This window comes from Comamonas sp. w2-DMI, from assembly GCF_040187735.1.
GTDB classification, from domain to species: domain Bacteria; phylum Pseudomonadota; class Gammaproteobacteria; order Burkholderiales; family Burkholderiaceae_C; genus Comamonas; species Comamonas terrae.
This window is the reverse complement of the sequence record NZ_JBANEL010000001.1, coordinates 66,046-85,180: the sequence shown is the minus strand read 5'-3', so window position 1 is coordinate 85,180 and position 19,135 is coordinate 66,046. Positions and strand designations below refer to the sequence as shown.

The 19,135-nt window shown below is 69.2% G+C and carries 20 protein-coding genes and 1 riboswitch; of the genes, 11 read left to right on the top strand and 9 right to left on the bottom strand.

Annotation, left to right across the window (positions count from 1 at the left end; translation table 11 throughout):
• Positions 1 to 39 precede the first annotated feature (39 nt).
• Positions 40 to 405 carry an iron-sulfur cluster insertion protein ErpA gene (erpA, locus tag V8Z74_RS00370; protein WP_066479575.1) on the bottom strand — a complete coding sequence of 122 codons (366 nt, stop codon included), beginning with the start codon at positions 403 to 405 and terminating at the stop codon, positions 40 to 42.
• A gap of 259 nt (positions 406 to 664) precedes the next feature.
• Here erpA and V8Z74_RS00365 point away from each other — a divergent pair, with 259 nt between their 5' ends.
• The gene (locus tag V8Z74_RS00365) at positions 665 to 1,642 is read left to right on the top strand and encodes a Bug family tripartite tricarboxylate transporter substrate binding protein (RefSeq protein WP_349707362.1); all 978 of its coding nucleotides are present in this window, start codon (positions 665 to 667) and stop codon (positions 1,640 to 1,642) included.
• Between the two features lie 42 nt (positions 1,643 to 1,684).
• Positions 1,685 to 2,878, top strand: a complete 1,194-nt coding sequence (locus tag V8Z74_RS00360; protein WP_349707360.1) for an amidohydrolase family protein — start codon at positions 1,685 to 1,687, stop codon at positions 2,876 to 2,878.
• An 80-nt stretch (positions 2,879 to 2,958) separates the two neighbouring features.
• Here V8Z74_RS00360 and rpsI read toward each other — a convergent pair whose 3' ends face one another.
• Complete coding sequence (gene rpsI / locus V8Z74_RS00355) at positions 2,959 to 3,351, bottom strand: 30S ribosomal protein S9 (protein ID WP_066479580.1); 393 nt, start codon at positions 3,349 to 3,351, stop codon at positions 2,959 to 2,961.
• A gap of 10 nt (positions 3,352 to 3,361) precedes the next feature.
• A complete protein-coding gene (gene rplM / locus V8Z74_RS00350; protein ID WP_003059004.1) occupies positions 3,362 to 3,790 on the bottom strand; it encodes a 50S ribosomal protein L13 in 429 nt (142 codons plus the stop codon).
• A 331-nt stretch (positions 3,791 to 4,121) separates the two neighbouring features.
• Between rplM and V8Z74_RS00345 the strand changes: the two genes are divergently transcribed.
• Positions 4,122 to 4,988, top strand: coding sequence for a 23S rRNA (adenine(2030)-N(6))-methyltransferase RlmJ (locus V8Z74_RS00345; RefSeq protein ID WP_066479583.1), 867 nt, complete (start codon positions 4,122 to 4,124; stop codon positions 4,986 to 4,988).
• 122 nt (positions 4,989 to 5,110) lie between these two features.
• Here the strand turns inward: V8Z74_RS00345 and V8Z74_RS00340 are convergent, their stop codons facing one another.
• The 5 genes from V8Z74_RS00340 to V8Z74_RS00320 form a co-directional block, all read right to left on the bottom strand.
• Positions 5,111 to 5,854, bottom strand: a complete 744-nt coding sequence (locus V8Z74_RS00340) for a septal ring lytic transglycosylase RlpA family protein (protein WP_245633395.1) — start codon at positions 5,852 to 5,854, stop codon at positions 5,111 to 5,113.
• Between the two features lie 69 nt (positions 5,855 to 5,923).
• Entirely contained in the window at positions 5,924 to 6,751 is an 828-nt protein-coding gene (gene metF, locus V8Z74_RS00335) for a methylenetetrahydrofolate reductase [NAD(P)H] (RefSeq protein ID WP_066479589.1), read from the bottom strand.
• 69 nt (positions 6,752 to 6,820) lie between these two features.
• Positions 6,821 to 8,005 (bottom strand): TlyA family RNA methyltransferase, encoded by a 1,185-nt coding sequence (locus V8Z74_RS00330; RefSeq protein WP_066479592.1) that lies wholly within the window; start codon positions 8,003 to 8,005, stop codon positions 6,821 to 6,823.
• A 182-nt stretch (positions 8,006 to 8,187) separates the two neighbouring features.
• Complete coding sequence (gene ahcY, locus V8Z74_RS00325; protein ID WP_066479599.1) at positions 8,188 to 9,603, bottom strand: adenosylhomocysteinase; 1,416 nt, start codon at positions 9,601 to 9,603, stop codon at positions 8,188 to 8,190.
• A gap of 81 nt (positions 9,604 to 9,684) precedes the next feature.
• Positions 9,685 to 9,764, bottom strand: a riboswitch (S-adenosyl-L-homocysteine riboswitch).
• A 7-nt stretch (positions 9,765 to 9,771) separates the two neighbouring features.
• Positions 9,772 to 11,028 carry an MFS transporter gene (locus V8Z74_RS00320; RefSeq protein WP_349707356.1) on the bottom strand — a complete coding sequence of 419 codons (1,257 nt, stop codon included), beginning with the start codon at positions 11,026 to 11,028 and terminating at the stop codon, positions 9,772 to 9,774.
• A gap of 135 nt (positions 11,029 to 11,163) precedes the next feature.
• On the opposite strand from V8Z74_RS00320, the gene V8Z74_RS00315 reads away from it, so the two are divergent.
• Genes V8Z74_RS00315 through cobJ form a run of 4 tightly spaced genes read left to right on the top strand, consistent with a single transcriptional unit; the run spans position 11,164 to position 14,717 of the window.
• Positions 11,164 to 12,585 carry a ferredoxin-like domain-containing protein gene (locus V8Z74_RS00315; protein ID WP_349707355.1) on the top strand — a complete coding sequence of 474 codons (1,422 nt, stop codon included), beginning with the start codon at positions 11,164 to 11,166 and terminating at the stop codon, positions 12,583 to 12,585.
• Positions 12,507 to 13,136 carry a precorrin-8X methylmutase gene (locus V8Z74_RS00310; protein ID WP_066479608.1) on the top strand — a complete coding sequence of 210 codons (630 nt, stop codon included), beginning with the start codon at positions 12,507 to 12,509 and terminating at the stop codon, positions 13,134 to 13,136. The genes V8Z74_RS00315 and V8Z74_RS00310 overlap by 79 nt, the downstream gene beginning before the upstream one ends.
• Positions 13,126 to 13,890 carry a precorrin-2 C(20)-methyltransferase gene (gene cobI / locus V8Z74_RS00305; RefSeq protein WP_349707354.1) on the top strand — a complete coding sequence of 255 codons (765 nt, stop codon included), beginning with the start codon at positions 13,126 to 13,128 and terminating at the stop codon, positions 13,888 to 13,890. Before V8Z74_RS00310 ends, cobI begins: the two co-directional genes overlap by 11 nt.
• The gene (gene cobJ, locus V8Z74_RS00300) at positions 13,884 to 14,717 is read left to right on the top strand and encodes a precorrin-3B C(17)-methyltransferase (RefSeq protein ID WP_349707352.1); all 834 of its coding nucleotides are present in this window, start codon (positions 13,884 to 13,886) and stop codon (positions 14,715 to 14,717) included. Before cobI ends, cobJ begins: the two co-directional genes overlap by 7 nt.
• On the opposite strand, the gene V8Z74_RS00295 is transcribed toward cobJ, so the two are convergent.
• Positions 14,669 to 15,445 carry a cobalt-precorrin-6A reductase gene (locus V8Z74_RS00295; protein WP_349707351.1) on the bottom strand — a complete coding sequence of 259 codons (777 nt, stop codon included), beginning with the start codon at positions 15,443 to 15,445 and terminating at the stop codon, positions 14,669 to 14,671. The genes cobJ and V8Z74_RS00295 overlap by 49 nt on opposite strands.
• Here V8Z74_RS00295 and cbiE point away from each other — a divergent pair.
• From cbiE to cobF, 4 genes are read left to right on the top strand one after another with little or no spacing between them, the layout of a single operon-like run.
• Positions 15,444 to 16,667, top strand: a complete 1,224-nt coding sequence (gene cbiE, locus V8Z74_RS00290; protein WP_349707350.1) for a precorrin-6y C5,15-methyltransferase (decarboxylating) subunit CbiE — start codon at positions 15,444 to 15,446, stop codon at positions 16,665 to 16,667. The two genes, V8Z74_RS00295 and cbiE, sit on opposite strands and share 2 nt — an antisense overlap.
• Entirely contained in the window at positions 16,664 to 17,446 is a 783-nt protein-coding gene (locus V8Z74_RS00285) for a cobalamin biosynthesis protein (protein ID WP_349707349.1), read from the top strand. Before cbiE ends, V8Z74_RS00285 begins: the two co-directional genes overlap by 4 nt.
• On the top strand, positions 17,443 to 18,273 hold the full coding sequence (gene cobM / locus V8Z74_RS00280) for a precorrin-4 C(11)-methyltransferase (protein ID WP_349707348.1): 831 nt from the start codon (positions 17,443 to 17,445) through the stop codon (positions 18,271 to 18,273). The genes V8Z74_RS00285 and cobM overlap by 4 nt, the downstream gene beginning before the upstream one ends.
• A complete protein-coding gene (gene cobF / locus V8Z74_RS00275) occupies positions 18,270 to 19,091 on the top strand; it encodes a precorrin-6A synthase (deacetylating) (RefSeq protein WP_349707346.1) in 822 nt (273 codons plus the stop codon). Before cobM ends, cobF begins: the two co-directional genes overlap by 4 nt.
• Positions 19,092 to 19,135: the final 44 nt, after the last annotated feature.

Sequence of the window (19,135 nt, the reverse complement as noted above, 5' to 3'; positions counted from 1 at the left end):
GGACGACTGGCGCTGCAACAAGCATGGGGTTCGGGGAATTCAGACCGAGAAGCTCGAACCGCAGCCGCAGGTGGTGGTGGCGTTCGGGTTCTTGATCACGAACTGGGCACCCTGCAGGTCTTCCTTGTAGTCGATCTCGGCGCCGACCAGGTACTGGTAGCTCATGGCGTCGATCAGCAGGGACACGCCATTCTTGGTCATGGTCGTGTCGTCCTCGTTGGTGATCTCGTCGAAGGTGAAGCCGTACTGGAAGCCCGAGCAGCCGCCGCCCTGCACGAACACGCGCAGCTTCAGATCGGGATTGCCCTCTTCGGCAATCAGATCCGCCACCTTGGCGGCAGCGCTGTCGGTGAAGACGATGGGCGCAGGCATTTCCGTCACGGGGGTTTCTGCAACATCACTCATGGCGATAACTCCGGGGGATAGGTCAAAACTGCCCACATGCTACTGCATGCACCCCAGGCATGCAGCGGCGCGCAGACGAGACGGCGACTGCAGTAAGGGCATTGAACAGCGCTGCCCGGAGGGCCGGCGCCTGTCTCCTGCGGGATAGCCGCCGCAGCCATTGCACCGGCGCCGGCGATAGAGTTTTCCGCTGCGGTTGCCTGTGCGCAGCCGCCTTGCCCCCGATACTGCACAGACCCCCATATCCAGCGAGACCCGCATGGCGCAGACCTTCCACCTTTCCAAGACATTGCTGTCCCTGCCGCTGGCCGGCGCCTGCCTGCTTGCGCATGCCGCCTGGCCGGAACGGCCCGTCACCATGGTGGTCGGCTTCACGGCGGGCGGATCAGCCGACATCCTGGCGCGCACGATCGCCGAACCGCTGGCGCGGCGCCTGGGCGTGCCGGTGATCGTGGACAACGTGGCCGGCGCCGGCGGCAGCATCGCCGCGCAGAAGGTGGTGCGCGCACGCCCCGACGGCTACACCATCTTCCTGGGCTCCAGCAGCGAGGTCATCCTGTCGCGCCATTTCAACAATGCCATTGCCTACGACGGCGCCAGGGATCTGCGCGCCGTGACGCTGGTCGGCGTCATGCCCATGGTGCTGGTAGCCGGCCCCCGGACTCCAGCCACCACGGTGGACGCCATGCTCGCGCGCGCCAGGTCCCACCCGGGGCAGGAGAACTACGCCTCCTCGGGCACCGGCACCGCCTTGCACATTGCCGGCGCGCTGATCAACCAGCAGGCCCATGTCTCGCTGCAGCACGTGCCGTACAAGGGCGCCGTGCCCATGCTCACGGACATCGTCGGCGGCAATGTGGACTACGGCTTTTTCATGGTGCCATCCATACTCGGCTATCTGAAGGAAGGCAAGGTCAAGCCCATAGGCACCACGTCCAGGACCTCGTGCGCCGTGCTGGCCGGCGTGCCGGCCTTGTCCTCCGCCAAGGCCCTGGCCGGCTACGACTTCGGCATCTGGACCGGGATCTTCGCGCCGAAAGCCGTGCCCGATGCCGTGGTCGCCCGCCTCAACCAGGAGATCAATGCCGTGCTCCATGAGTCTCCGGTGGCCGACAAGCTCGACCAGGCCTGCATCGAACATGCGGGCGGCACTCCGGCCGAATTCGAGCGCCTGATCCAGGCCGACGTGCAGAAGGTGCGACAGGTCGCCAGGCCCGAAATCGGCGCGGTGCGGTGAACAGTGGGGCCGTCCCCGGCACGGCCATTACAGGAAATGCAAATGAACACTCCCGACCTGCTGCTGCAGAACGTCCGCCCCATGGGCGAAGCAATCTGCGATGTACTGATTGAACAAGGCCGCATCACCCGCATCGGGCGGGCACTGGCGGCCCCGCCAGGCGTGCAGCCCATCGACGGCCAGGGCCAGCTGCTGCTGCCCGGCCTGGTCGAGTCCCATACCCATCTGGACAAGACGCTGTGGAACCTGGACTGGTACCGCAACGAGGTCGGCAACCAGCTCATCGACCGCATCGAGAACGAGCGCGCCTACCGGGCGCAGACCGGGCACGACAGCGCCGCGCAGTCGCTGGCCCTGGCCCGCGAATTCCTGGCCCAGGGCACCACGCGCATCCGCAGCCATGCCGACGTCGATACCGAGATCGGCCTGAGGCATGTGGAAGGCGTGCTGCAGACCCGCCAGACCATGGCGCCCTGGCAGGAGATCCAGATCGTGGCCTTCCCGCAGTCGGGCCTGCTGAAGCGCCCGGGCACGGCGCAGTTGCTGGACGAGGCCCTGGCACTGGGCGCCGACGTGCTGGGCGGGCTGGACCCCTGCGCCATCGACGAAGACCCGGTGCGCTCGCTCGACGTGCTGTTCGGCATCGCCGAGCGCCACGACAAGCCGCTGGACATCCACCTGCACGAAGCCGGCGACATGGGCGCGTTCTCGCTGAAGCTGATCCTGGACCGCACCGAGGCCCACGGCCTGCAGGGCCGCGTGGCCATCAGCCACGGCTTCTGCCTGGGCGATCTGGCGCCACCGGCGCGCGATGCCCTGCTGGCCCGCATGGCCCGGCTGGGCGTCACGCTCATCACCAGCGCCTCGCCGTCGCGCTCCGTGCCGCCGCTGCTTGCCTGCCTGGCGGCCGGCGTGCGCGTGGCCGGCGGCAACGACGGCATCCGCGACACCTGGTCGCCCTACGGGCGGCCCGACATGCTGGAACGCGCCATGTTCATCGGCATGCGCTACAACCTGCGCCGCGACGACGAGATCGCGCAGGCCCTGCACTGCGTGACCCGGGCCGGGGCCGAGGTCTGCGGCTTTGCCAGCTACGGCCTCGCACCCGGCTGCCGCGCCGACCTGGTGCTGGTGCCCGCGCAAGGCATTGCCCACGCCGTCTGCGCCAGGCCGCCCCGCTCGCTGGTCATTGCCAACGGCCACGTCGCAGCCCGCGACGGACAGTGGATGCTCTGAAACAAAAAAGCCGCCGGAACTTGCGTTCCAGGCGGCTTTTGGGGAAAGGCCCCAAAGGGCCTTTCTCGCAGGGCAAGCGATTAACGCTTGGAGAACTGCTTGGCGCGGCGTGCGGAGTGCAGACCGACCTTCTTACGCTCGACTTCGCGGGCGTCGCGGGTCACGAAACCGGCTTGGCTCAGGACGGGCTTGAGCGCTGCGTCGTAGTCGATCAGAGCGCGGGTGATGCCGTGGCGGGCAGCGCCAGCCTGGCCGGATTCACCACCACCGTGGACGTTGATCTGGATGTCGAAGGTCTCGACGTTGCCAGTCAGCACCAGGGGCTGCTTCGCGATCATGATGGAGGTTTCGCGGCCGAAGTACTGCTGAATGTCCTTGCCATTCACAGTGATCTTGCCGGAGCCCTTCTTCAGAAACACGCGGGCGACGCTGGACTTGCGACGGCCGGTGCCATTGTTCCAATCACCAATCATCTAGCTCTCCTTAGATTTCCAGAGCCTTGGGCTGCTGTGCGGTATGGGGGTGCTCGGCACCGCCGTACACCTTCAGCTTCTTGATCATGGCGTAGCCCAGGGGACCCTTGGGCAGCATGCCCTTGACGGCCTTTTCCAGAGCACGGCCAGGGAACTTAGCCTGCAGGTCGCGGAAGTTGGTGGCAGTGATGCCGCCGGGGAAACCGGAGTGACGGTAGTACACCTTGTCCAGGTTCTTGGTGCCAGTGACCTTGAGCTTGGAGGCGTTGATGATGACGATGTAGTCGCCGGTGTCAACGTGAGGTGTGTAAATGGCCTTGTGCTTGCCGCGCAGACGGAGTGCCACTTCGCTGGCGACACGTCCGAGCACCTTGTCGGTGGCGTCAATCACAAACCACTCGTGTTGCACCTCAGCGGGCTTTGCGCTGAATGTAGACATGAGTTTTCTCTTTCAGAGGGTTTGGCGGATCCTTTTCCGCGGTCGGTGCTTCTTCTTGAAAAAGACGGATCTTTTAAAGGAAGCCTCTTAGGCGGGGTTTCCCGGGCCGGCTTACACTCGGCCCAAGACTTCGCCGCGGGACCCATAAAATCGCTGCGAAGCCCGCCATTATACAAAAGCATCCGTTTTCTGGCTTTTTTCTTGCACCCCTTGTTGCAAACAGGGGTTTAGCGGCCTCTCGCCACCGGGCGAGCGGGCCGGACAACCTTTCAGCCGCCAAGGGCATCGAGGCCTTCATGCGCCCTGCCCGGCTGGTTACCATCCCACTTGTATGTTCAGCTACCGCCACGCCTTCCATGCCGGCAACCATGCCGATGTGCTCAAACACACCGTGCTGATTGCCACCGTGCAATACCTCACGCAGAAGGAGGCCGCCCTCATGGTGCTGGACACCCATGGCGGTGCCGGCCTGTACCGCCTGGACGGCGACTACGCGAGCAAGAGCGGCGAAGCCAGCGAAGGCGTGCTGCGCCTGGCCGAGGCCTCCCCGGCCGAACTGGCGCCGGTGCTGCAGGCCTATATGGAAAAGGTGCGCTCCTTCAACCAGGGCAGCAGCGTGCGCAACTATCCGGGCTCGCCTTTCATCACCCAGTCGCTGCTGCGCGGCCACGACCGGCTCAAGGCCTTCGAGCTGCACCCCACCGACATGCGCTCGCTGACCGGCAACCTGGCGCAGCTGGAAGTGGGCCGGCAGGTCGCGGTGCTGCATGAGGACGGCTTCGAGGGCGTGAAGAAGTTCCTGCCCCCGCCGTCGCGCCGCGCGCTGCTGCTGTGCGATCCCAGCTATGAACTCAAGAGCGACTACGGCCGCGTGCTGGACATGGTGACGGACAGCCTCAAGCGCTTTCCCACCGGCACCTATGCCATCTGGTATCCCATCATTCCGCGCCCCGAGGCCCACGACCTGCCCAAGCGCCTCAAGACCATGGCCACCAAGGCCGGCAAGAGCTGGCTGCATGCGACCTTGACGGTCAAGAGCAACAAGACCTCCGAGCGCGGCGGCCTGCCCGCCAGCGGCATGTTCCTGATCAACCCCCCGTACAACCTCAAGGACCAGCTCAAGCCGGCCATGCCCCAGCTCGTCAAGCTGCTGGGCCAGGACAGCAATGCGGCCTATACGCTGGAGTCTGGCGGGTAGACATTCTTGCCCTTGGGGTGCTTCGAACCCTCCCGCAAGGGGACGACGGCCTTGGCTGGAGCCGCCCTGCTGCGGCGCAGTGCGGCCGCCTGGGGCTCTTGCCGGCCGTCTCCGGGAGAAGCTCAGTGGCCGCGCCTGGCGGTCTGCGAGACCTTGCGCGCCGGCTTGGAAGCCGATGCCGAGCGCACCTTGGCGGCCGCAGCGCCGGCCACCGCGCTGGGATGGCGCTTCTTGCCCGAGGCCGTGAGCCGGGTCGGGCATTCGTCCTCGTCCTCGTCGAGCTGCCACAGCTCCACGGGCTTGATGCCCAGGCCCAGCATGCCCAGCTCCTGAGCGGCGGCCTTGCTCAGGTCGATGACCCGGCCGGGTGCGAAGGGGCCGCGGTCGTTGATGCGCACGATCACGCTCTTGCCGGTGACCGAGCTGCGCACGCAGACACGGCTGCCGAACGGCAGGCTGCGGTGGGCGGCGGTGAAATCCGAGCTGTCGAAGCGTTCGCCGCTGGCGGTCTTGCGGCCATGGAACTGCTCACCATACCAGGAGGCCAGGCCCTGCTGGTCGCTCTCGCGCGGCGGGTTGAGATCGTATTTGTTGGCGTCCTCGGGGGTGTCGCTGTCATCCGAGGGAGCGGGCTTGTTGGCGCGGATGCCCAGGCCTTTTTCGCGGTAGTTGCTGCGCGCATAGGCGTCGGGCCGTGCGGTCCTGGACAACGTGGTCGAGGACTTGAGCTCGGCCGAGTTGCTCACCAGGGCCGGGCCCTCGCCATCGGCCGCTTCCGGGGTGGGTGCGCAACCGACCAGCACGACCGACATGCACGCCAGGAACAGCCATTGGCAACAGCGCCGATGCGGGGGTTGCGAATGCATGGGCGGAATCTCCTTGATAGCTCAAGTGAGTGCCGCCCAAGACTGCCCCGAGGGCCTGCGCAAGAATGCTTACAGGCCCAGACGGTCGCAGATCTCCAGAGTGGCGACGCTCTGGTTCATCGTATAGAAGTGCAGCCCGGGAGCGCCCTGGCTGCGCAACTGCTCGCATAGATGGGTCACCACATCCAGGCCGAACGCACGAATGGATGCCGTGTCATCTCCGAACGCCTGCAGCCGCAGGCGAATCCAGCGCGGGATCTCGGCGCCGCAGGCGTCCGAGAAGCGCATCAGCTGTGTAGAGCTGGTGATGGGCATGATTCCCGGCACGACGGGAACCTCAAGGCCCAGGCCCTGCACATCTTCCACAAAGCGGTAATACGCGTCGGCATTGTAGAAGTATTGGGTAATGGCGGAATCAGCGCCAGCGCGTACTTTAGCAACAAATGCCTCCAGATCGGCGCGTGGGGATTTGGCCTGGGGGTGGCTTTCGGGATAGGCGGCCACTTCGATGTGGAACCAGTCGCCGAATTCCCGGCGCACGAAGGCGACCAGATCGCTGGCGTACTGGAACTCGCCGCCCAGGCCGTATCCGCTGGGCAGGTCGCCGCGCAGGGCCACGATGCGCTTGACGCCCATGGCCTTGAGCTGCGTCAGTTCCTCGCGCACCTTGTCGTGCGTGGCGCCGATGCAGGAAAAGTGCGAGGCCGCGCTCACGCCTTCGTTCTGGATGTCGCGCACCATGGTGAAGGTGCCGGCCTGGGTGGAGCCGCCGGCGCCATAGGTGACCGAGCAGAACTCGGGCTTGCGCGCATACAGCTGCTGGCGCACGTTCACATGCTTGGCCGCGCCTTCGGGCGTCTTGGTCGGGAAAAACTCGAAGCTGATCGGGAAGCTCATGGCGGATTGGTCTCTGGATCGGGTACGGGGCGGCACGGTGCCCGAGGGCACAGGCCGTGCCGGCGGCGCTCAGCGCTCGTTGCGTTTCTTCTGCTTGGGGCGTGCAGGTCCGGGCTGGCCGAAGCTGGCGCCTTCCGGGTCCTCGTTGATCACACGCTCGTTGCGCTGCTCGCGCAGCACGGTGCGGGACACGCGCTTGGCTGCAGGCTTTGCGGGAGCCTCCTCCTCGGCCGGCGCCTGGGCCGGCTTCACCTCGGCGCCCTGCTGGGCATGGACGAAGAATTCATGGTTGCCGTCGCCGCCCTCAATGGGCGAATCCAGCCACTGCAGCACCTTCAGGCCCTGTTCGGCCAGGCATGCGCGGATGCGCTGCTCCACCTCGGCATACAGCGCCGCATCGCGCACGATGCCGCCCTTGCCCACCTGGCCCGGCTGCAGCTCGAACTGCGGCTTGACCAGCATCAGCAGATGGCCGTGCGGCTTGAGCAGCCGCGTGACCGCGGGCAGCACCAGCGTGAGCGAGATGAAGGACACGTCGCCCGTGACGAAGTCGAACTCGGGCGTCACGTCCACGTCGGCGAACTCGGCCTTGCGGCGGCGCTCGGTGGCCACAGCGCCCTCTTCGCGCGCCCGGGCCTTGCTGGCACGCTCGAGCTTGAAGTTCTCGATGTCCTGCTCCTTGGCGTCGTCGCTGTCGTCGTAGTCCTCGTCGACCACGCCGCCGTTGCGCATCCATGCATAGGGCGCGACGGGCTGGGTATCGTTGTCTTCGGGGTCTTCCTCCCAGCGCTCGGACAGCACTTCCTCGCAGGCATCCTGCAGGCTCTCTGCGGTCATGGCGCGGGCGTTCAGGCCTTCCACGCAGATCACGCGCACATCGGCGCGCAGCCTTTCGTGCAGCTGGCCGTGGCCCACGTCCACGCCGATCACCTGCGCCGCGCCCTGCTGCAGCAGGCAGTCGGTGAAGCCGCCGGTGCTCTGGCCCACGTCCAGGCAGCGCAGGCCCGCGACCTTGAGGCCCGTGGCCGCCAGCGCGCCCTCGAGCTTCAGGCCGCCGCGCGAGATGTACTTGGCCTCGGCCGCATCGAGCAGCTGCAGCTCGGCGCCGGCCGGGATGTCGTCGCCGTTCTTGGCCACCTTCTTCCAGGGCGCCAGCGGCGTGAGCCGCCATTCGACGCCCGAGGCAATCAGGCGCTGGGCCTGGGAACGGGTGGAGGCATGGCCGGCTTCCACCAAAAACACATCTGCGCGCATCGCGTCGCTTCCTTAGAGATCAACCAGGGCCGGGGCCGCCAGCGGCGGCCGCCCAGCTTATGCTTTGTTTATTGCAGCAGCTTGCGCCTGCCTGCCCTGCATTTCCGCTGGAAATACATCGCAAGACAAGGCAGGCCGTGCGCAAGCTGCTACAAAGCTTGCGCACCGGAACCGATCAAGGATCAGTAGCGGTAGGTGTCGGGCTTGTAAGGGCCTTCCTTCTTCACGCCGATGTAGTCGGCCTGGGCCTGGGTCAGCTCGGTCAGCTGGGCACCGACCTTCTTCAGGTGCAGGCGGGCGACCTTCTCGTCCAGGATCTTGGGCAGCACGTAGACCTTGCCGACCTGGTAGGCGTCGGGGCGCGTGAACAGCTCGATCTGCGCCAGCGTCTGGTTGGCGAAGGAGTTGCTCATCACGAAGCTGGGGTGGCCGGTGGCGCAGCCCAGGTTCACCAGGCGGCCCTTGGCCAGCAGGATGATCTTCTTGCCGTCGGGGAAGGTGATGTGGTCGACCTGGGGCTTGATCTCTTCCCACTCGTACTTCTCGATCGACGCCACGTCGATCTCGTTGTCGAAGTGGCCGATGTTGCAGACGATGGCCTCGTTCTTCATGGCCACCATGTGCTCGTGGCGGATGATGTCGCGGTTGCCGGTGGTGGTCACGAAGATGTCGCACTTGTCGGCGGCATACTCCATGGTCACCACGCGGTAGCCCTCCATCGCGGCCTGCAGGGCGTTGATGGGGTCGATCTCGGTCACCCACACCTGGGCGCTGAGCGCGCGCAGGGCCTGGGCGCAGCCCTTGCCCACGTCGCCGTAGCCGGCCACCACGGCCACCTTGCCGGCGATCATCACGTCGGTGGCGCGCTTGATGCCGTCCACCAGCGACTCGCGGCAGCCGTACAGGTTGTCGAACTTGCTCTTGGTCACCGAGTCGTTGACGTTGATGGCGCGGAACTTGAGCGTGCCCTTGGCCGACATCTCGTTGAGGCGGTGCACGCCGGTCGTGGTTTCCTCGGTCACGCCGATGATCTGGGCGCTCTTGCGGCTGTACCAGGTCGGGTCCTCGGCCAGCTTGGCCTTGATGGCGGCGAAGACGATCTTCTCTTCCTCGCTGGTCGGGCTGGCCAGCACGGACAGGTCCTTCTCGGCGCGCATGCCCAGGTGCATGAGCATGGTGGCATCGCCGCCGTCGTCCAGGATCATGTTCGGGCCTTCGCCTTCGGTGCCCTTGGCGCCGAACTCGAAGATGCGGTGGGTGTAGTCCCAGTAGTCCTTGAGCGACTCGCCCTTGATGGCGAACACGGGCACGCCGGTCTCGGCAATCGCCGCCGCGGCATGGTCCTGCGTGGAGAAGATGTTGCACGAGGCCCAGCGCACCTGCGCGCCCAGAGCCGTCAGCGTCTCGATCAGCACGGCGGTCTGGATGGTCATGTGCAGCGAGCCTGTGATGCGCGCGCCCTTGAGCGGCTGGGCGGCGGCGAATTCCTCGCGCACGGCCATCAGGCCGGGCATTTCGGTTTCGGCGATGCGGATTTCCTTGCGGCCCCAGTCGGCCAGGGAAATGTCGGCGATCGCGCGGTCTTGGGTATTGCTCATGAAAACTCCTGCTCGGAACAAACTTGGAAACGGTCCACGCTCTGCAGCAGGAGGGGAAAAAGCGCCGCACCGCACAGAAAGCGTGGGTGAGCGTCGTTGCGAGTGTCGGGTCCGAGCCTCACGCCCCGCCTGATGGGGACGCTGCAACGCTCCTCGGATAAGCGCCGATTATAAGGGCTTGCCCGAGGCCTGCACACGCCCGGCCAGGGCCGCGACCAGCGCCAGCACCGCCAGCGAGACCAGGCCGACCCCGTTCCATCCCCAGCGCCCCCAGAACCAGCCGACGCCGGCGCCCAGCACGCTGGAGCCCATGTAGTAGCCCCAGAGATAGAGCGAGGAAGCATGGCCCTTGGCCTGGGCGGCCAGCCGCCCGACCCAGCCGCTGGCCACGGAGTGGGCGACGAAGAAGCCCGCCGTCATCAGCACGATGCCGGCCACGATGGCCGCGAAGGCGGGCAGCAGGGTCAATGCCACGCCGGCGGCCATGAGCAGCGTGCCTGCGACCAGCACCGGCCCGCGCCCCAGCCGGTCGGCCAGCGCGCCGGCCACGGGCGAGGCCACGATGCCGAACAGATAGGCATAGAAGACATGGCTGATCTGCAGCTGGCTCATGTGGTATGGCGCGCCGCCCAGCAGAAAGCCCGCGTAGTTGTAGACGCTGACGAACACGCCCATCAGGCCGAAGGCGACCAGGAACAACAGGCGCAGCCCCGGATGGCGCAGATGCCGCCCCCAGGCCTGCAGGTGATGGCGGGCGCCCAGGCCTGCGCGGCGCACGAAGTTGCGCGAAGGGGGCAGCAACCAGGCAAAGCCCAGCGCCGCAGCCAGATCGATCGCCGATAGCAGGGCCAGCGCGTGGCGCCAGCCCCAGAATTCCGTCATGGCGCTCATGCCCACGCGGCCCAGCATGCCGCCCAGGGCCGTGCCGCCCACATAAAGGCCCATGGCAAAGCCCAGCCCCTTGGGGTCTATCTCCTCGGACAGATAGGCCATGGCCACGGCCGGCACGCCGCCCAGCAGGATGCCTTCGAGCGCGCGCGCCGCCAGCAGCGCATGCCACTGCGGCAGATAGGAGGCCGCCAGATTGCATACGGCCGCCAGCGCCATGGAGATGAACATCAGCTTGCGCCGCCCCAGCCCTTCGGACAGCGCCCCGGCCAGCACGATGGAGACCGCCAGGCAGGCCGTGGAGACCGACAGCGCCAGCGCGCTCTGCGCCGGGCTCACGGCAAAGGTGACGGCCAGCTCGGGCAGCAGCGGCTGCACGCAGTACAGCAGCGAGAACGTGGCAAAGCCGGCCAGGAACAGGGCCAGGCTCACGCGCCGGTATTCGGGCGTGCCGCGCCGTATCCAGACCGGCAAGGCACTGGCGGTCCCGGTGGCGGGCTGGGAAGAAGGAGTCACATCCGGCGTGGCGCGGTTCATGGCAAGAGGCAATCAGCTGACCGCGCGATTGTGCGCCGCACAGGCCTGCCTGGCTGGCTGCGGGTTGTTTGGCGCGTGGCCGCGCAGTGCCAGCCGTTACAGTCTCGTCCTGTGCGCAATGCCTGACACCCCATCGTGACCCCTGCTCCCCAGATCAAAGGCTGGTGCCCCGGCGCCTGGCAACCCATGGCCTCCGGCGACGGCCTGGTGGTGCGCGTGCGCCCGCCCCAGGGAAGGCTGAGCGCCGGCCAGGCACTGCAGCTGGCCGAGCTGGCCCGTGTGCACGGCAGCGGCGTGCTGGAGCTGTCCAGCCGGGCCAATGTGCAGCTGCGCGGCATTTCGCCCGCCCGCCATGCCGCAGTGCTCGATATCCTGGCCGACTGCGGACTGCTGGACGCCGATGCGCGCCGCGAAAGCCTGCGCACCATCGTGCTCGATCCCCTGTGGCAGCCCGGCGACGGCGTGCGCGAGACAGCCCAGGCCCTGGAGGCCGCACTTTTTCAGCCTGAAGCACAGGCCGCACTGCAAGGGCTGCCCGCGAAATTCGGCTGGCTGGTCGCAGGACGCGGCCACCGGGCGCTTGCCGGCGTGCCCGCGGACATCCGCCTGCTATGCCTGCCCGCCGGCACGGGGCACCGCTGGCAGCTTCTGGTCCAGGGCCTGCCCCGGCTGCTGGCCGCAAGCACGCTGCCGGCCGCCATTGCCGCGGCCCTGGAGCTGGCGCGCTGGTGCGCGGACCAGGCCCGCACACGCAAGGCGCAGGGCCTGCACCCGGGCCGCATGGCCAGCCTGCTGGCGCAATACCAGGCCGCCCATCACCGGCTGCCCGACTGGCAGTTGCCGGCAGGCGCCAGCCTGCAGGCTTTGGAGGACGCCGCCTTCTGCATGCCATCGGCACCTGATCCGGCTCCGGGTCGGCAAGGCCCGGACGGCCCCTATCCGGGCCTGCTGGCCGGCGCGCCGCTGGGGCGGCTGTCCGCCAACGCCCTGTCCCGGCTGGCGCGGGTGCTGCGGGATACCCGGGCGCGGGACGGGCAGGCGCCCCATCTGCGCATCACGCCGTGGCGGATGCTGCTGATCGAAGGCCGCGCCTGGTCCCCTGCTGCGCTCAGGCAGGCCGGACTGGACGATGCCCGGGAATGGATCACCGATGCCGGCGACGCGCGCCTGCGGGTATGCGCCTGCACGGGCGCACCGGGCTGCAGCCAGGCGCTGGCGCCCACCCTGGACCTGGCCTTGCAGCTCGCGCCCCAGGTGCCGCCCGGCGCCCTGCTGCATGTCTCCGGCTGCGCCAAGGGCTGCGCCCGGCAACGCCCCGCCGACATCACCCTGCGGGCCCAGGCCGGCACGGCGGCCGACGGAACGCCTACCGCCTCGTTCGCCGTGGTGCAAAACGGCACGGCACGCGACGTGGCGCAGCAGGAGCTGGAAGCCTGCGCCCTGCGCGACAATCCCCGCCTGTTCTCCGAAAAGATCGAATGGCTCACGTCTACGAAACCAATGGCGCCGAAATCTATCGCCAGTCCTTTGCCACCATACGCCGCGAAGCCGACCTGACCCGCTTCACCCCTGACGAGGAACGCGTGGTGGTCCGCATGATCCATGCCGCCGGCATGGTGGAGCTGGCGCCCCATGTGCAGTTTTCCGGGGAACTGGCCGCGGCCGGCCAGCGCGCCCTGCAGGCCGGCGCGCCCGTGCTGTGCGATGTGCGCATGGTCAGCGAAGGCATCACGCGCTCGCGCCTGCCTGCGGGCAATCCCGTGATCTGCACCCTGCACGAGCCCGGCGTGGCCGAACTCGCCCAGCGCCTGCAGACCACGCGCAGCGCCGCGGCGTTGGAGCTGTGGCGCCCCCACCTGGAGGGCGCGGTGGTGGCCATCGGCAACGCGCCCACGGCCTTGTTCCATCTGCTCAACATGCTGCAGCAGCCCGGCTGCCCGCGGCCCGCGGCCATCATCGGCTGCCCCGTGGGCTTCATCGGCGCGGCGGAATCCAAGGAGGCGCTGATGCAGGACCTGCCCGCGCCCGCCATGATCGTGCGCGGCCGCCTGGGCGGCTCGGCCATGACCGTGGCCGCAGTCAACGCACTCGCCAGCCATGCAGAGTAAGCCCGAGCACGCCGCGACCGCCGGCATCGTCTGCGTGGGCCTGGGCCCTGGAGACCCCGATCTCATGAGCGTCAAGGCCGACCGCCTCGTGCGCCAAGCGCGCCATGTGGCCTTCTTCCGCAAGAAGGGGCGTCCCGGCAAGGCCCGCCAAGCCGTGCAGGGCATGCTGGCCGAGGGGGCCGCCGAGTACGCGATGGAATACCCGGTGACCACCGAACTGCCCGTGGAAAGCGAGGCCTACGTCGAGCTGCTGTCCCGGTTCTACGACGACTGGTGCCTGCGGCTGGCCGAGCTGGCACGGCACGAGCAGGTCATCGTGCTGTGCGAGGGCGACCCCTTCCTCTACGGCTCCTTCATGCACCTGTACATGCGGCTCAGGGAGCGGGGCGACGTGCGGCTGGAGGTCGTTCCCGGCATCCCCGGCATGGTGGGCTGCTGGCACGCGACGGGCCTGCCCATCACCTGGGGCGACGATGTGCTCAGCGTCATGACCGGCACGCTGCCCGAGGACGAACTGGTGCGGCGCATGCAGGCCGCCGAAGCCCTGGTGGTGATGAAGGTGGGCCGCAACCTGCCGCGCATCCGCCGCGCGCTGCAGCGCTGCGGCCGCGCCGATGCCGCCTGGCTGGTGCAGAACGGCACCACGGCCGCCCAGCAGGTGGCCAGGCTGAGCGAGGTGGGGGACGAGGTCTGTCCCTACTTCGCCATCGTGCTGGTGCACGGCCAGGGCCGCCGTCCGGAGGCCGCATGGTGACGGCCTCCCCCATCCGGCAGGGCCGCCTGACGATTGCCGGCCTGGGCCCGGGCGCGCTGTCCCAGGTCACGTCCGAGGCGGCCGGCGCCCTGCGCCAGGCCAGCGATGTGATCGGCTACCTGCCCTATGTGGAGCGGGCCCGCGCCCTGCTGCAGGCGCAGGGCGGCGCGCCGCCGTCCATCGGCTTTCATGCCTCGGACAACCGCGTGGAGCTGGAGCGCGCGCGCCTGGCCCTGGAGCTTGCGGCCCAGGGACGCCAGGTGGTCGTCGTGTCCTCGGGCGACCCGGGCGTCTTCGCCATGGCCAGCGCCGTCTTCGAAGCCATGGAGCGGGCCACGCCGCAGCAGGCGGCCGCATGGCACGCGCTGGACGTGCAGGTGCTTCCCGGCATCACGGCCATGCTGGCCGCCGCCGCGCGCGCCGGTGCGCCGCTGGGCCATGACTTCTGCTGCATCAATCTCTCGGACAACCTCAAGCCCTGGCCCGTGATCGCCAGGCGCGTGCAGCTGGCCGCCGAAGCCGACTTCGCCATGGCCTTCTACAACCCGCGCTCGCGCAGCCGCCCCGAAGGCTTTGTGCGCCTGTTGCAGCTGCTGCGCAGCCACTGCGAGCCCCAGCGCCTGCTGGTCTTTGCGCGCGCCGTCTCCACGCCCCAGGAATCGCTGCAGGTCTGCAGCCTGCAGGACGCCCACCCGGACATGGCCGACATGCGCACCGTGGTGCTGGTCGGCAGCAGCACCACGCGCCGCGTCGGCCCCTGGGTGTATACGCCGCGCTCCTATGCCCTGGAGTCCCCTGCCCCGGCGGCCGCCGGCAGCGCGCCATGAGCAATCCAGTGCAGGACTTCGCCCGCGCTGCCCGTGCGCAGGCGCTGCGGCAGCGCGGGCCGCTGCACCATGACGACCGTCAGGCCCAGGTCCCGCGCCGCGTCCAGCTTGCCGCGCGTGGCCTCGCCGCCCGCATTCTTGGTGACCAGCCACTCGATGCCGTGCGCCTCGAGCAAGGCCCTGTCATGCGCGGCGCTGAACGGGCCGCGCTCCACCAGGACCGTGGCACCGTCCAGCGGCAGCTCGCCCGGCCCGGGCGCATCCACCACGCGCAGCAGGTAGCGGTGCTGCCGCTGCGCCGCGAACGCCGCGAGCTGCTTGCGTCCCACGGACAGAAAGACCTTCGCGGCCCGGACCGGCAGGGCAAGCGCCGCGGCCTCCATGTCGGGCACGCAGATCCAGCGGTCGCCCTCGCCGGCCTGCCAGGGTGCGCGCTCCAGCGCGATCAGCGGCGTGCCCGTGAGGGCGCAGGCCTCGCAGGCATTGCGGCTCATCTGGGCGGCAAACGGATGCGTGGCATCGACCACATGGGTGATGCCGTGCTCCCGGATGAACCGCGCCAGCCCCGCGGCACCGCCAAAGCCGCCGCTGCGCGTGGGCAGGGGCTGGGCCACGGGGTTGCGGGTCGCGCCCGCATAGGAAAACACGGCCCGCACGGCCGCGCCGTGCAGGGCCCGGGCCAACTGGCTGGCGTCGCTGGTGCCGCCCAGCAGGAGAACATGTGTCATGGCTGATCCGTGGCTGACCTTGATCGGAATGAATGAAGACGGGCTGCAAGGCCTGAACGCGGCCGCACGCCGCGCGCTGGACGCCGCGCACACCGTGTTCGGCGCCCCCCGCCACCTGGCGCTGGCCCAGGCCGGCGAACGCGGCCGGCCCTGGCCCGTGCCCTTCGATGCGGCGCCCGTGCTGGCGCTGCGCGGACAACCGGTCGCGGTCCTGGCCTCCGGCGATCCGTTCTGGTTCGGCGCAGGCGGCAGCCTGGCCAGGCGGCTCGAGCCCCACGAATGGCGCTGCCATGCCCAGGCCTCCACATTCTCGCTGGTCGCGGCACGCCTGGGCTGGCGCCTGGAAAACACCGACTGCCTGGGCCTGCATGCCAGCCCCATGGAGCAGGTGCTGCCGCGCCTGGGCCGGGAGCGCCAGCTCATCGTGCTGCTGCGCGATGGCGACGCCGCCGCCGCCCTGGCGCGCTGGCTGCAGGAGGAAGGCTGGGGCGCGAGCACGCTGTGGGTGATGGAATCCGTGGGCGGCCCGCAGGAGCGCTGCCGCATGTTCACCGCCGGGCAGGCAGGCGACGCACTGGCCCTGCAGCCCGCACAGGCACCGGTCTGCGTGGCCCTGCTGGCGCGCGGCAGCGACGGACAGGCCGGCCTGCCCGCCACGCCCGGGCGGCCCGACAGCTGGTATGCGCACGACGGCCAGATCACCAAGGCGCCCGTGCGCGCCATGACGCTGGCCGCTCTGGCCCCGCGGCGCGGCCAGTGCCTGTGGGACCTGGGCGCCGGCTCGGGCTCGGTGTCCGTGGAATGGTGCCTTGCGGGCGGCCAGGCCGTGGCCGTGGAGCAGCACGCCGCGCGGGTGGACAACATACGCCGCAACGCCGGGCGCTTCGGACTGCAGCAGGCCCTGCACATCGTCCACGGCCAGGCGCTGCAGGCCTTGCAGCTGGTGCAGACCTGGCCCGGAACGCATGCCGTCCCGCAGGCGGTCTTCGTGGGCGGCGGCTTCGACGCCGTTCTCTTCGAGGCGCTGCAGGCATGCATGCCGCCCGGCTGCCGCCTGGTCGTCAATGCCGTGACGCTGGAAACCCAGGCCTTGCTGGTGCAGCTGCACGGCAGGCATGGCGGCCAGCTGCTGCGTCTGGAGCTATCCAGCGTGGAGCCCCTGGGCCGCCTGCACAGCTGGAAGGCCGCGCGGCCGCTGGTGCAATGGGTCTGGCAGCGATGAGTTTGCAGCCTCCCTCCCACGGCGCCGGGCCGCAGCCGCAGATACCGCATGGGCAGACCGCCCGCATCGTCCTGGGCCTGGGGCTGCGCGCCAGCGCCACCTCCCACAGCCTGCAGGGCCTGTGGCTGCAGGCCTCGCAGCGGCTGGCCTGTCCGGCTTTTGCCGCAGCCGCCGTGCTGCAGGCCAAGGCCGCGCACCCCGCGCTGCACAACTGGCTGGCGCAACTGCCCTTCGAGGCCCTTCTGGTACCCATTGCGCCGGCGCAACTGCCGGGCCAGGCCGTGGCCACGCACTCTGCGCGCCTGCAGGTGCGCTACGGCACGGGCAGCGTGGCCGAGGCCGCGGCCCTGGCCGCCGCCGGCCCCGGCGCCACGCTGATCCTGCCCCGCCTGGTGAGCCAGGACGGCTGCGCCACGCTGGCGGCCGCGCTGGCCGCCGGCGACTCCATGGAACGTGTTGACGATCTCTACGCAGCCGCGTTGGAGTGCCATCGGAATGCGTTCGAAGCGATGCGCTCGCTGCCTGCACCGGAGTGCAGGCAAGAGGCAGCGCGAAGAAATCGCCCGATTTCGCTCCAACCCTTCGGGACAGCGGCTTTGCGGCCGCCCGGGTCAGGGGCGGTCTGCGGCGTTGCCAATCCTCGCAACAGCACAGCCATGGCTGCGGTATGGCGCGCGGGGGGACGCTCCCCAGCATCCCATCCCGCCAAGTCGCTGTCATGGCGCGAGGAGAGCGTCAACACGTTCTTCAACCCCATATCCCAAGGAGCGACGGAATGACCGTGCACTTCATAGGCGCCGGACCTGGCGCCGCCGACCTCATCACCCTGCGCGGCCGCGACCTGATGGCGCGCTGCCCGGTGTGCCTGTATGCAGGCTCCCTGATTCCGCGCGAGCTGCTGGCCCACTGCCCGCCCGGCGCGCGCATCATCAACACCGCGCCGCTGAGCCTGGAGCAGATCATGGAAGAGATCGGCGCCGCCGAGGCCCGCGGCGAGGACGTGGCCCGCCTGCATTCGGGCGACCTGTCGGTGTGGTCGGCCATGGGCGAGCAGCTGCGCCGCCTGCGCGCCCTGGGCATTGCCTACACGGTCACGCCCGGCGTGCCTTCCTTCGCCGCCGCTGCCGCCACGCTGGGCGCGGAGCTGACCCTGCCCGGCCTGTGCCAGTCGGTGGTGCTGACCCGCACCTCGGGCCGCGCCACGGCCATGCCCGAGGGCGAGAACCTGGCCGCCTTTGCCGCCACCGGCGCCGTGCTGGCCATCCACCTGTCCATACACGTGGCGGGGAAAGTGCAGTCCGAGCTGCTGCCCCACTATGGCGCGGACTGCCCGGCCGCCATCGTCTGGCGCGCCAGCTGGCCCGATGAAACCGTGGTGCGCACCACCGTGGGCGAACTGGCCCGGGCCGTGGCCGCCAGCATGGAGCGCACGGCCCTGATCCTCGTGGGGCGCAGCCTGCAGGCCGAGGACTTTGCCGAAAGCCGCCTCTACGCCGCGGACTACGACCGCCGCTACCGCCCCCTGGGCAGGGAGCCGCGCTTTCCCGCGCCGGGCGCCGAAATGGACACGGCCACCGACAGGCCGCTGCCCGAGGACCGCGCATGAGCCCGCCAGGCCGCCCCCTGCCGCCCCTGGAGCTGAGCCTGATCGGCATTGGCACGGGCAACCCCGACCATCTCACGCGCCAGGCCATGGCCGCCATGAACGCGGCCGACCTCATACTGCTGCCGCACAAGGGCGAGGACAAGGCCGAGCTGGCCGCGCTGCGCCGCCAGCTGTGCGATGCCGTGCTCGCGCATGCCCCGCGCATCGCAGGCTTCGACATGCCGGTGCGCCGCAGCCACGGAGACGATTACCTGGAGCAGGTCGACGAGTGGCATGCGGCCATCGCCCGCTGCTGGCAGCAGGCCATCGCCCGGGCGCTGGAGAGCGGACCGCCGCCGGAAGGCGGCCCTGCATCGCCGCTGCGCGTGGCCCTGCTGGTCTGGGGCGACCCCTCCCTCTACGACAGCACGCTGCGCATCGCTGCGCGCATGCAGCCCGCGCCCGTGCGCGTCACCGTGGTCGCCGGCATCACCGCCATGCAGGCCCTGACGGCCGCCCATGCGCTGGCCGTCAACGAGATCGGCCAGCCCTTCATGGTCACCACGGGCCGCCAGCTGCGCGACCACGGCTGGCCTGCGGGCGCGGACACGCTGGTGGTGATGCTGGACGGCCAGTGCAGCTTCACCACGCTGGCGCCCGAGCTGGCGCGCGAGGTGCGGATCTGGTGGGGCGCCTACCTGGGCATGCCCCAGCAGTTGCTGGAGCACGGCCCCCTGCCCGAAGCCGCGCCGCGCATTCTCAGCCGGCGTGCCGCCGCGCGGGCGCAGCATGGCTGGATCATGGACATCTATTTGCTGCGCCGCGGCCCCGCGGCCTGAGGGCAGGCACGAGACGTACCGACAGGAGCGAGTCCCTGCCTTAG

Coding starts and splice junctions, on each gene's coding strand:
- V8Z74_RS00320 (WP_349707356.1), bottom strand. CDS start 11,028: ATGAACCGCGCCACGCCGGATGTGACTCCTTCTTCCCAGCCCGCCACC.
- erpA (WP_066479575.1), bottom strand. CDS start 405: ATGAGTGATGTTGCAGAAACCCCCGTGACGGAAATGCCTGCGCCCATC.
- V8Z74_RS00360 (WP_349707360.1), top strand. CDS start 1,685: ATGAACACTCCCGACCTGCTGCTGCAGAACGTCCGCCCCATGGGCGAA.
- metF (WP_066479589.1), bottom strand. CDS start 6,751: ATGAGCTTCCCGATCAGCTTCGAGTTTTTCCCGACCAAGACGCCCGAA.
- cobF (WP_349707346.1), top strand. CDS start 18,270: ATGAGCCCGCCAGGCCGCCCCCTGCCGCCCCTGGAGCTGAGCCTGATC.
- V8Z74_RS00340 (WP_245633395.1), bottom strand. CDS start 5,854: ATGCATTCGCAACCCCCGCATCGGCGCTGTTGCCAATGGCTGTTCCTG.
- cobJ (WP_349707352.1), top strand. CDS start 13,884: ATGGTGACGGCCTCCCCCATCCGGCAGGGCCGCCTGACGATTGCCGGC.
- cobM (WP_349707348.1), top strand. CDS start 17,443: ATGACCGTGCACTTCATAGGCGCCGGACCTGGCGCCGCCGACCTCATC.
- V8Z74_RS00330 (WP_066479592.1), bottom strand. CDS start 8,005: ATGCGCGCAGATGTGTTTTTGGTGGAAGCCGGCCATGCCTCCACCCGT.
- V8Z74_RS00310 (WP_066479608.1), top strand. CDS start 12,507: ATGGCTCACGTCTACGAAACCAATGGCGCCGAAATCTATCGCCAGTCC.
- V8Z74_RS00365 (WP_349707362.1), top strand. CDS start 665: ATGGCGCAGACCTTCCACCTTTCCAAGACATTGCTGTCCCTGCCGCTG.
- ahcY (WP_066479599.1), bottom strand. CDS start 9,603: ATGAGCAATACCCAAGACCGCGCGATCGCCGACATTTCCCTGGCCGAC.
- V8Z74_RS00345 (WP_066479583.1), top strand. CDS start 4,122: ATGTTCAGCTACCGCCACGCCTTCCATGCCGGCAACCATGCCGATGTG.
- cbiE (WP_349707350.1), top strand. CDS start 15,444: ATGGCTGATCCGTGGCTGACCTTGATCGGAATGAATGAAGACGGGCTG.
- cobI (WP_349707354.1), top strand. CDS start 13,126: ATGCAGAGTAAGCCCGAGCACGCCGCGACCGCCGGCATCGTCTGCGTG.
- V8Z74_RS00285 (WP_349707349.1), top strand. CDS start 16,664: ATGAGTTTGCAGCCTCCCTCCCACGGCGCCGGGCCGCAGCCGCAGATA.
- rpsI (WP_066479580.1), bottom strand. CDS start 3,351: ATGATTGGTGATTGGAACAATGGCACCGGCCGTCGCAAGTCCAGCGTC.
- V8Z74_RS00295 (WP_349707351.1), bottom strand. CDS start 15,445: ATGACACATGTTCTCCTGCTGGGCGGCACCAGCGACGCCAGCCAGTTG.
- rplM (WP_003059004.1), bottom strand. CDS start 3,790: ATGTCTACATTCAGCGCAAAGCCCGCTGAGGTGCAACACGAGTGGTTT.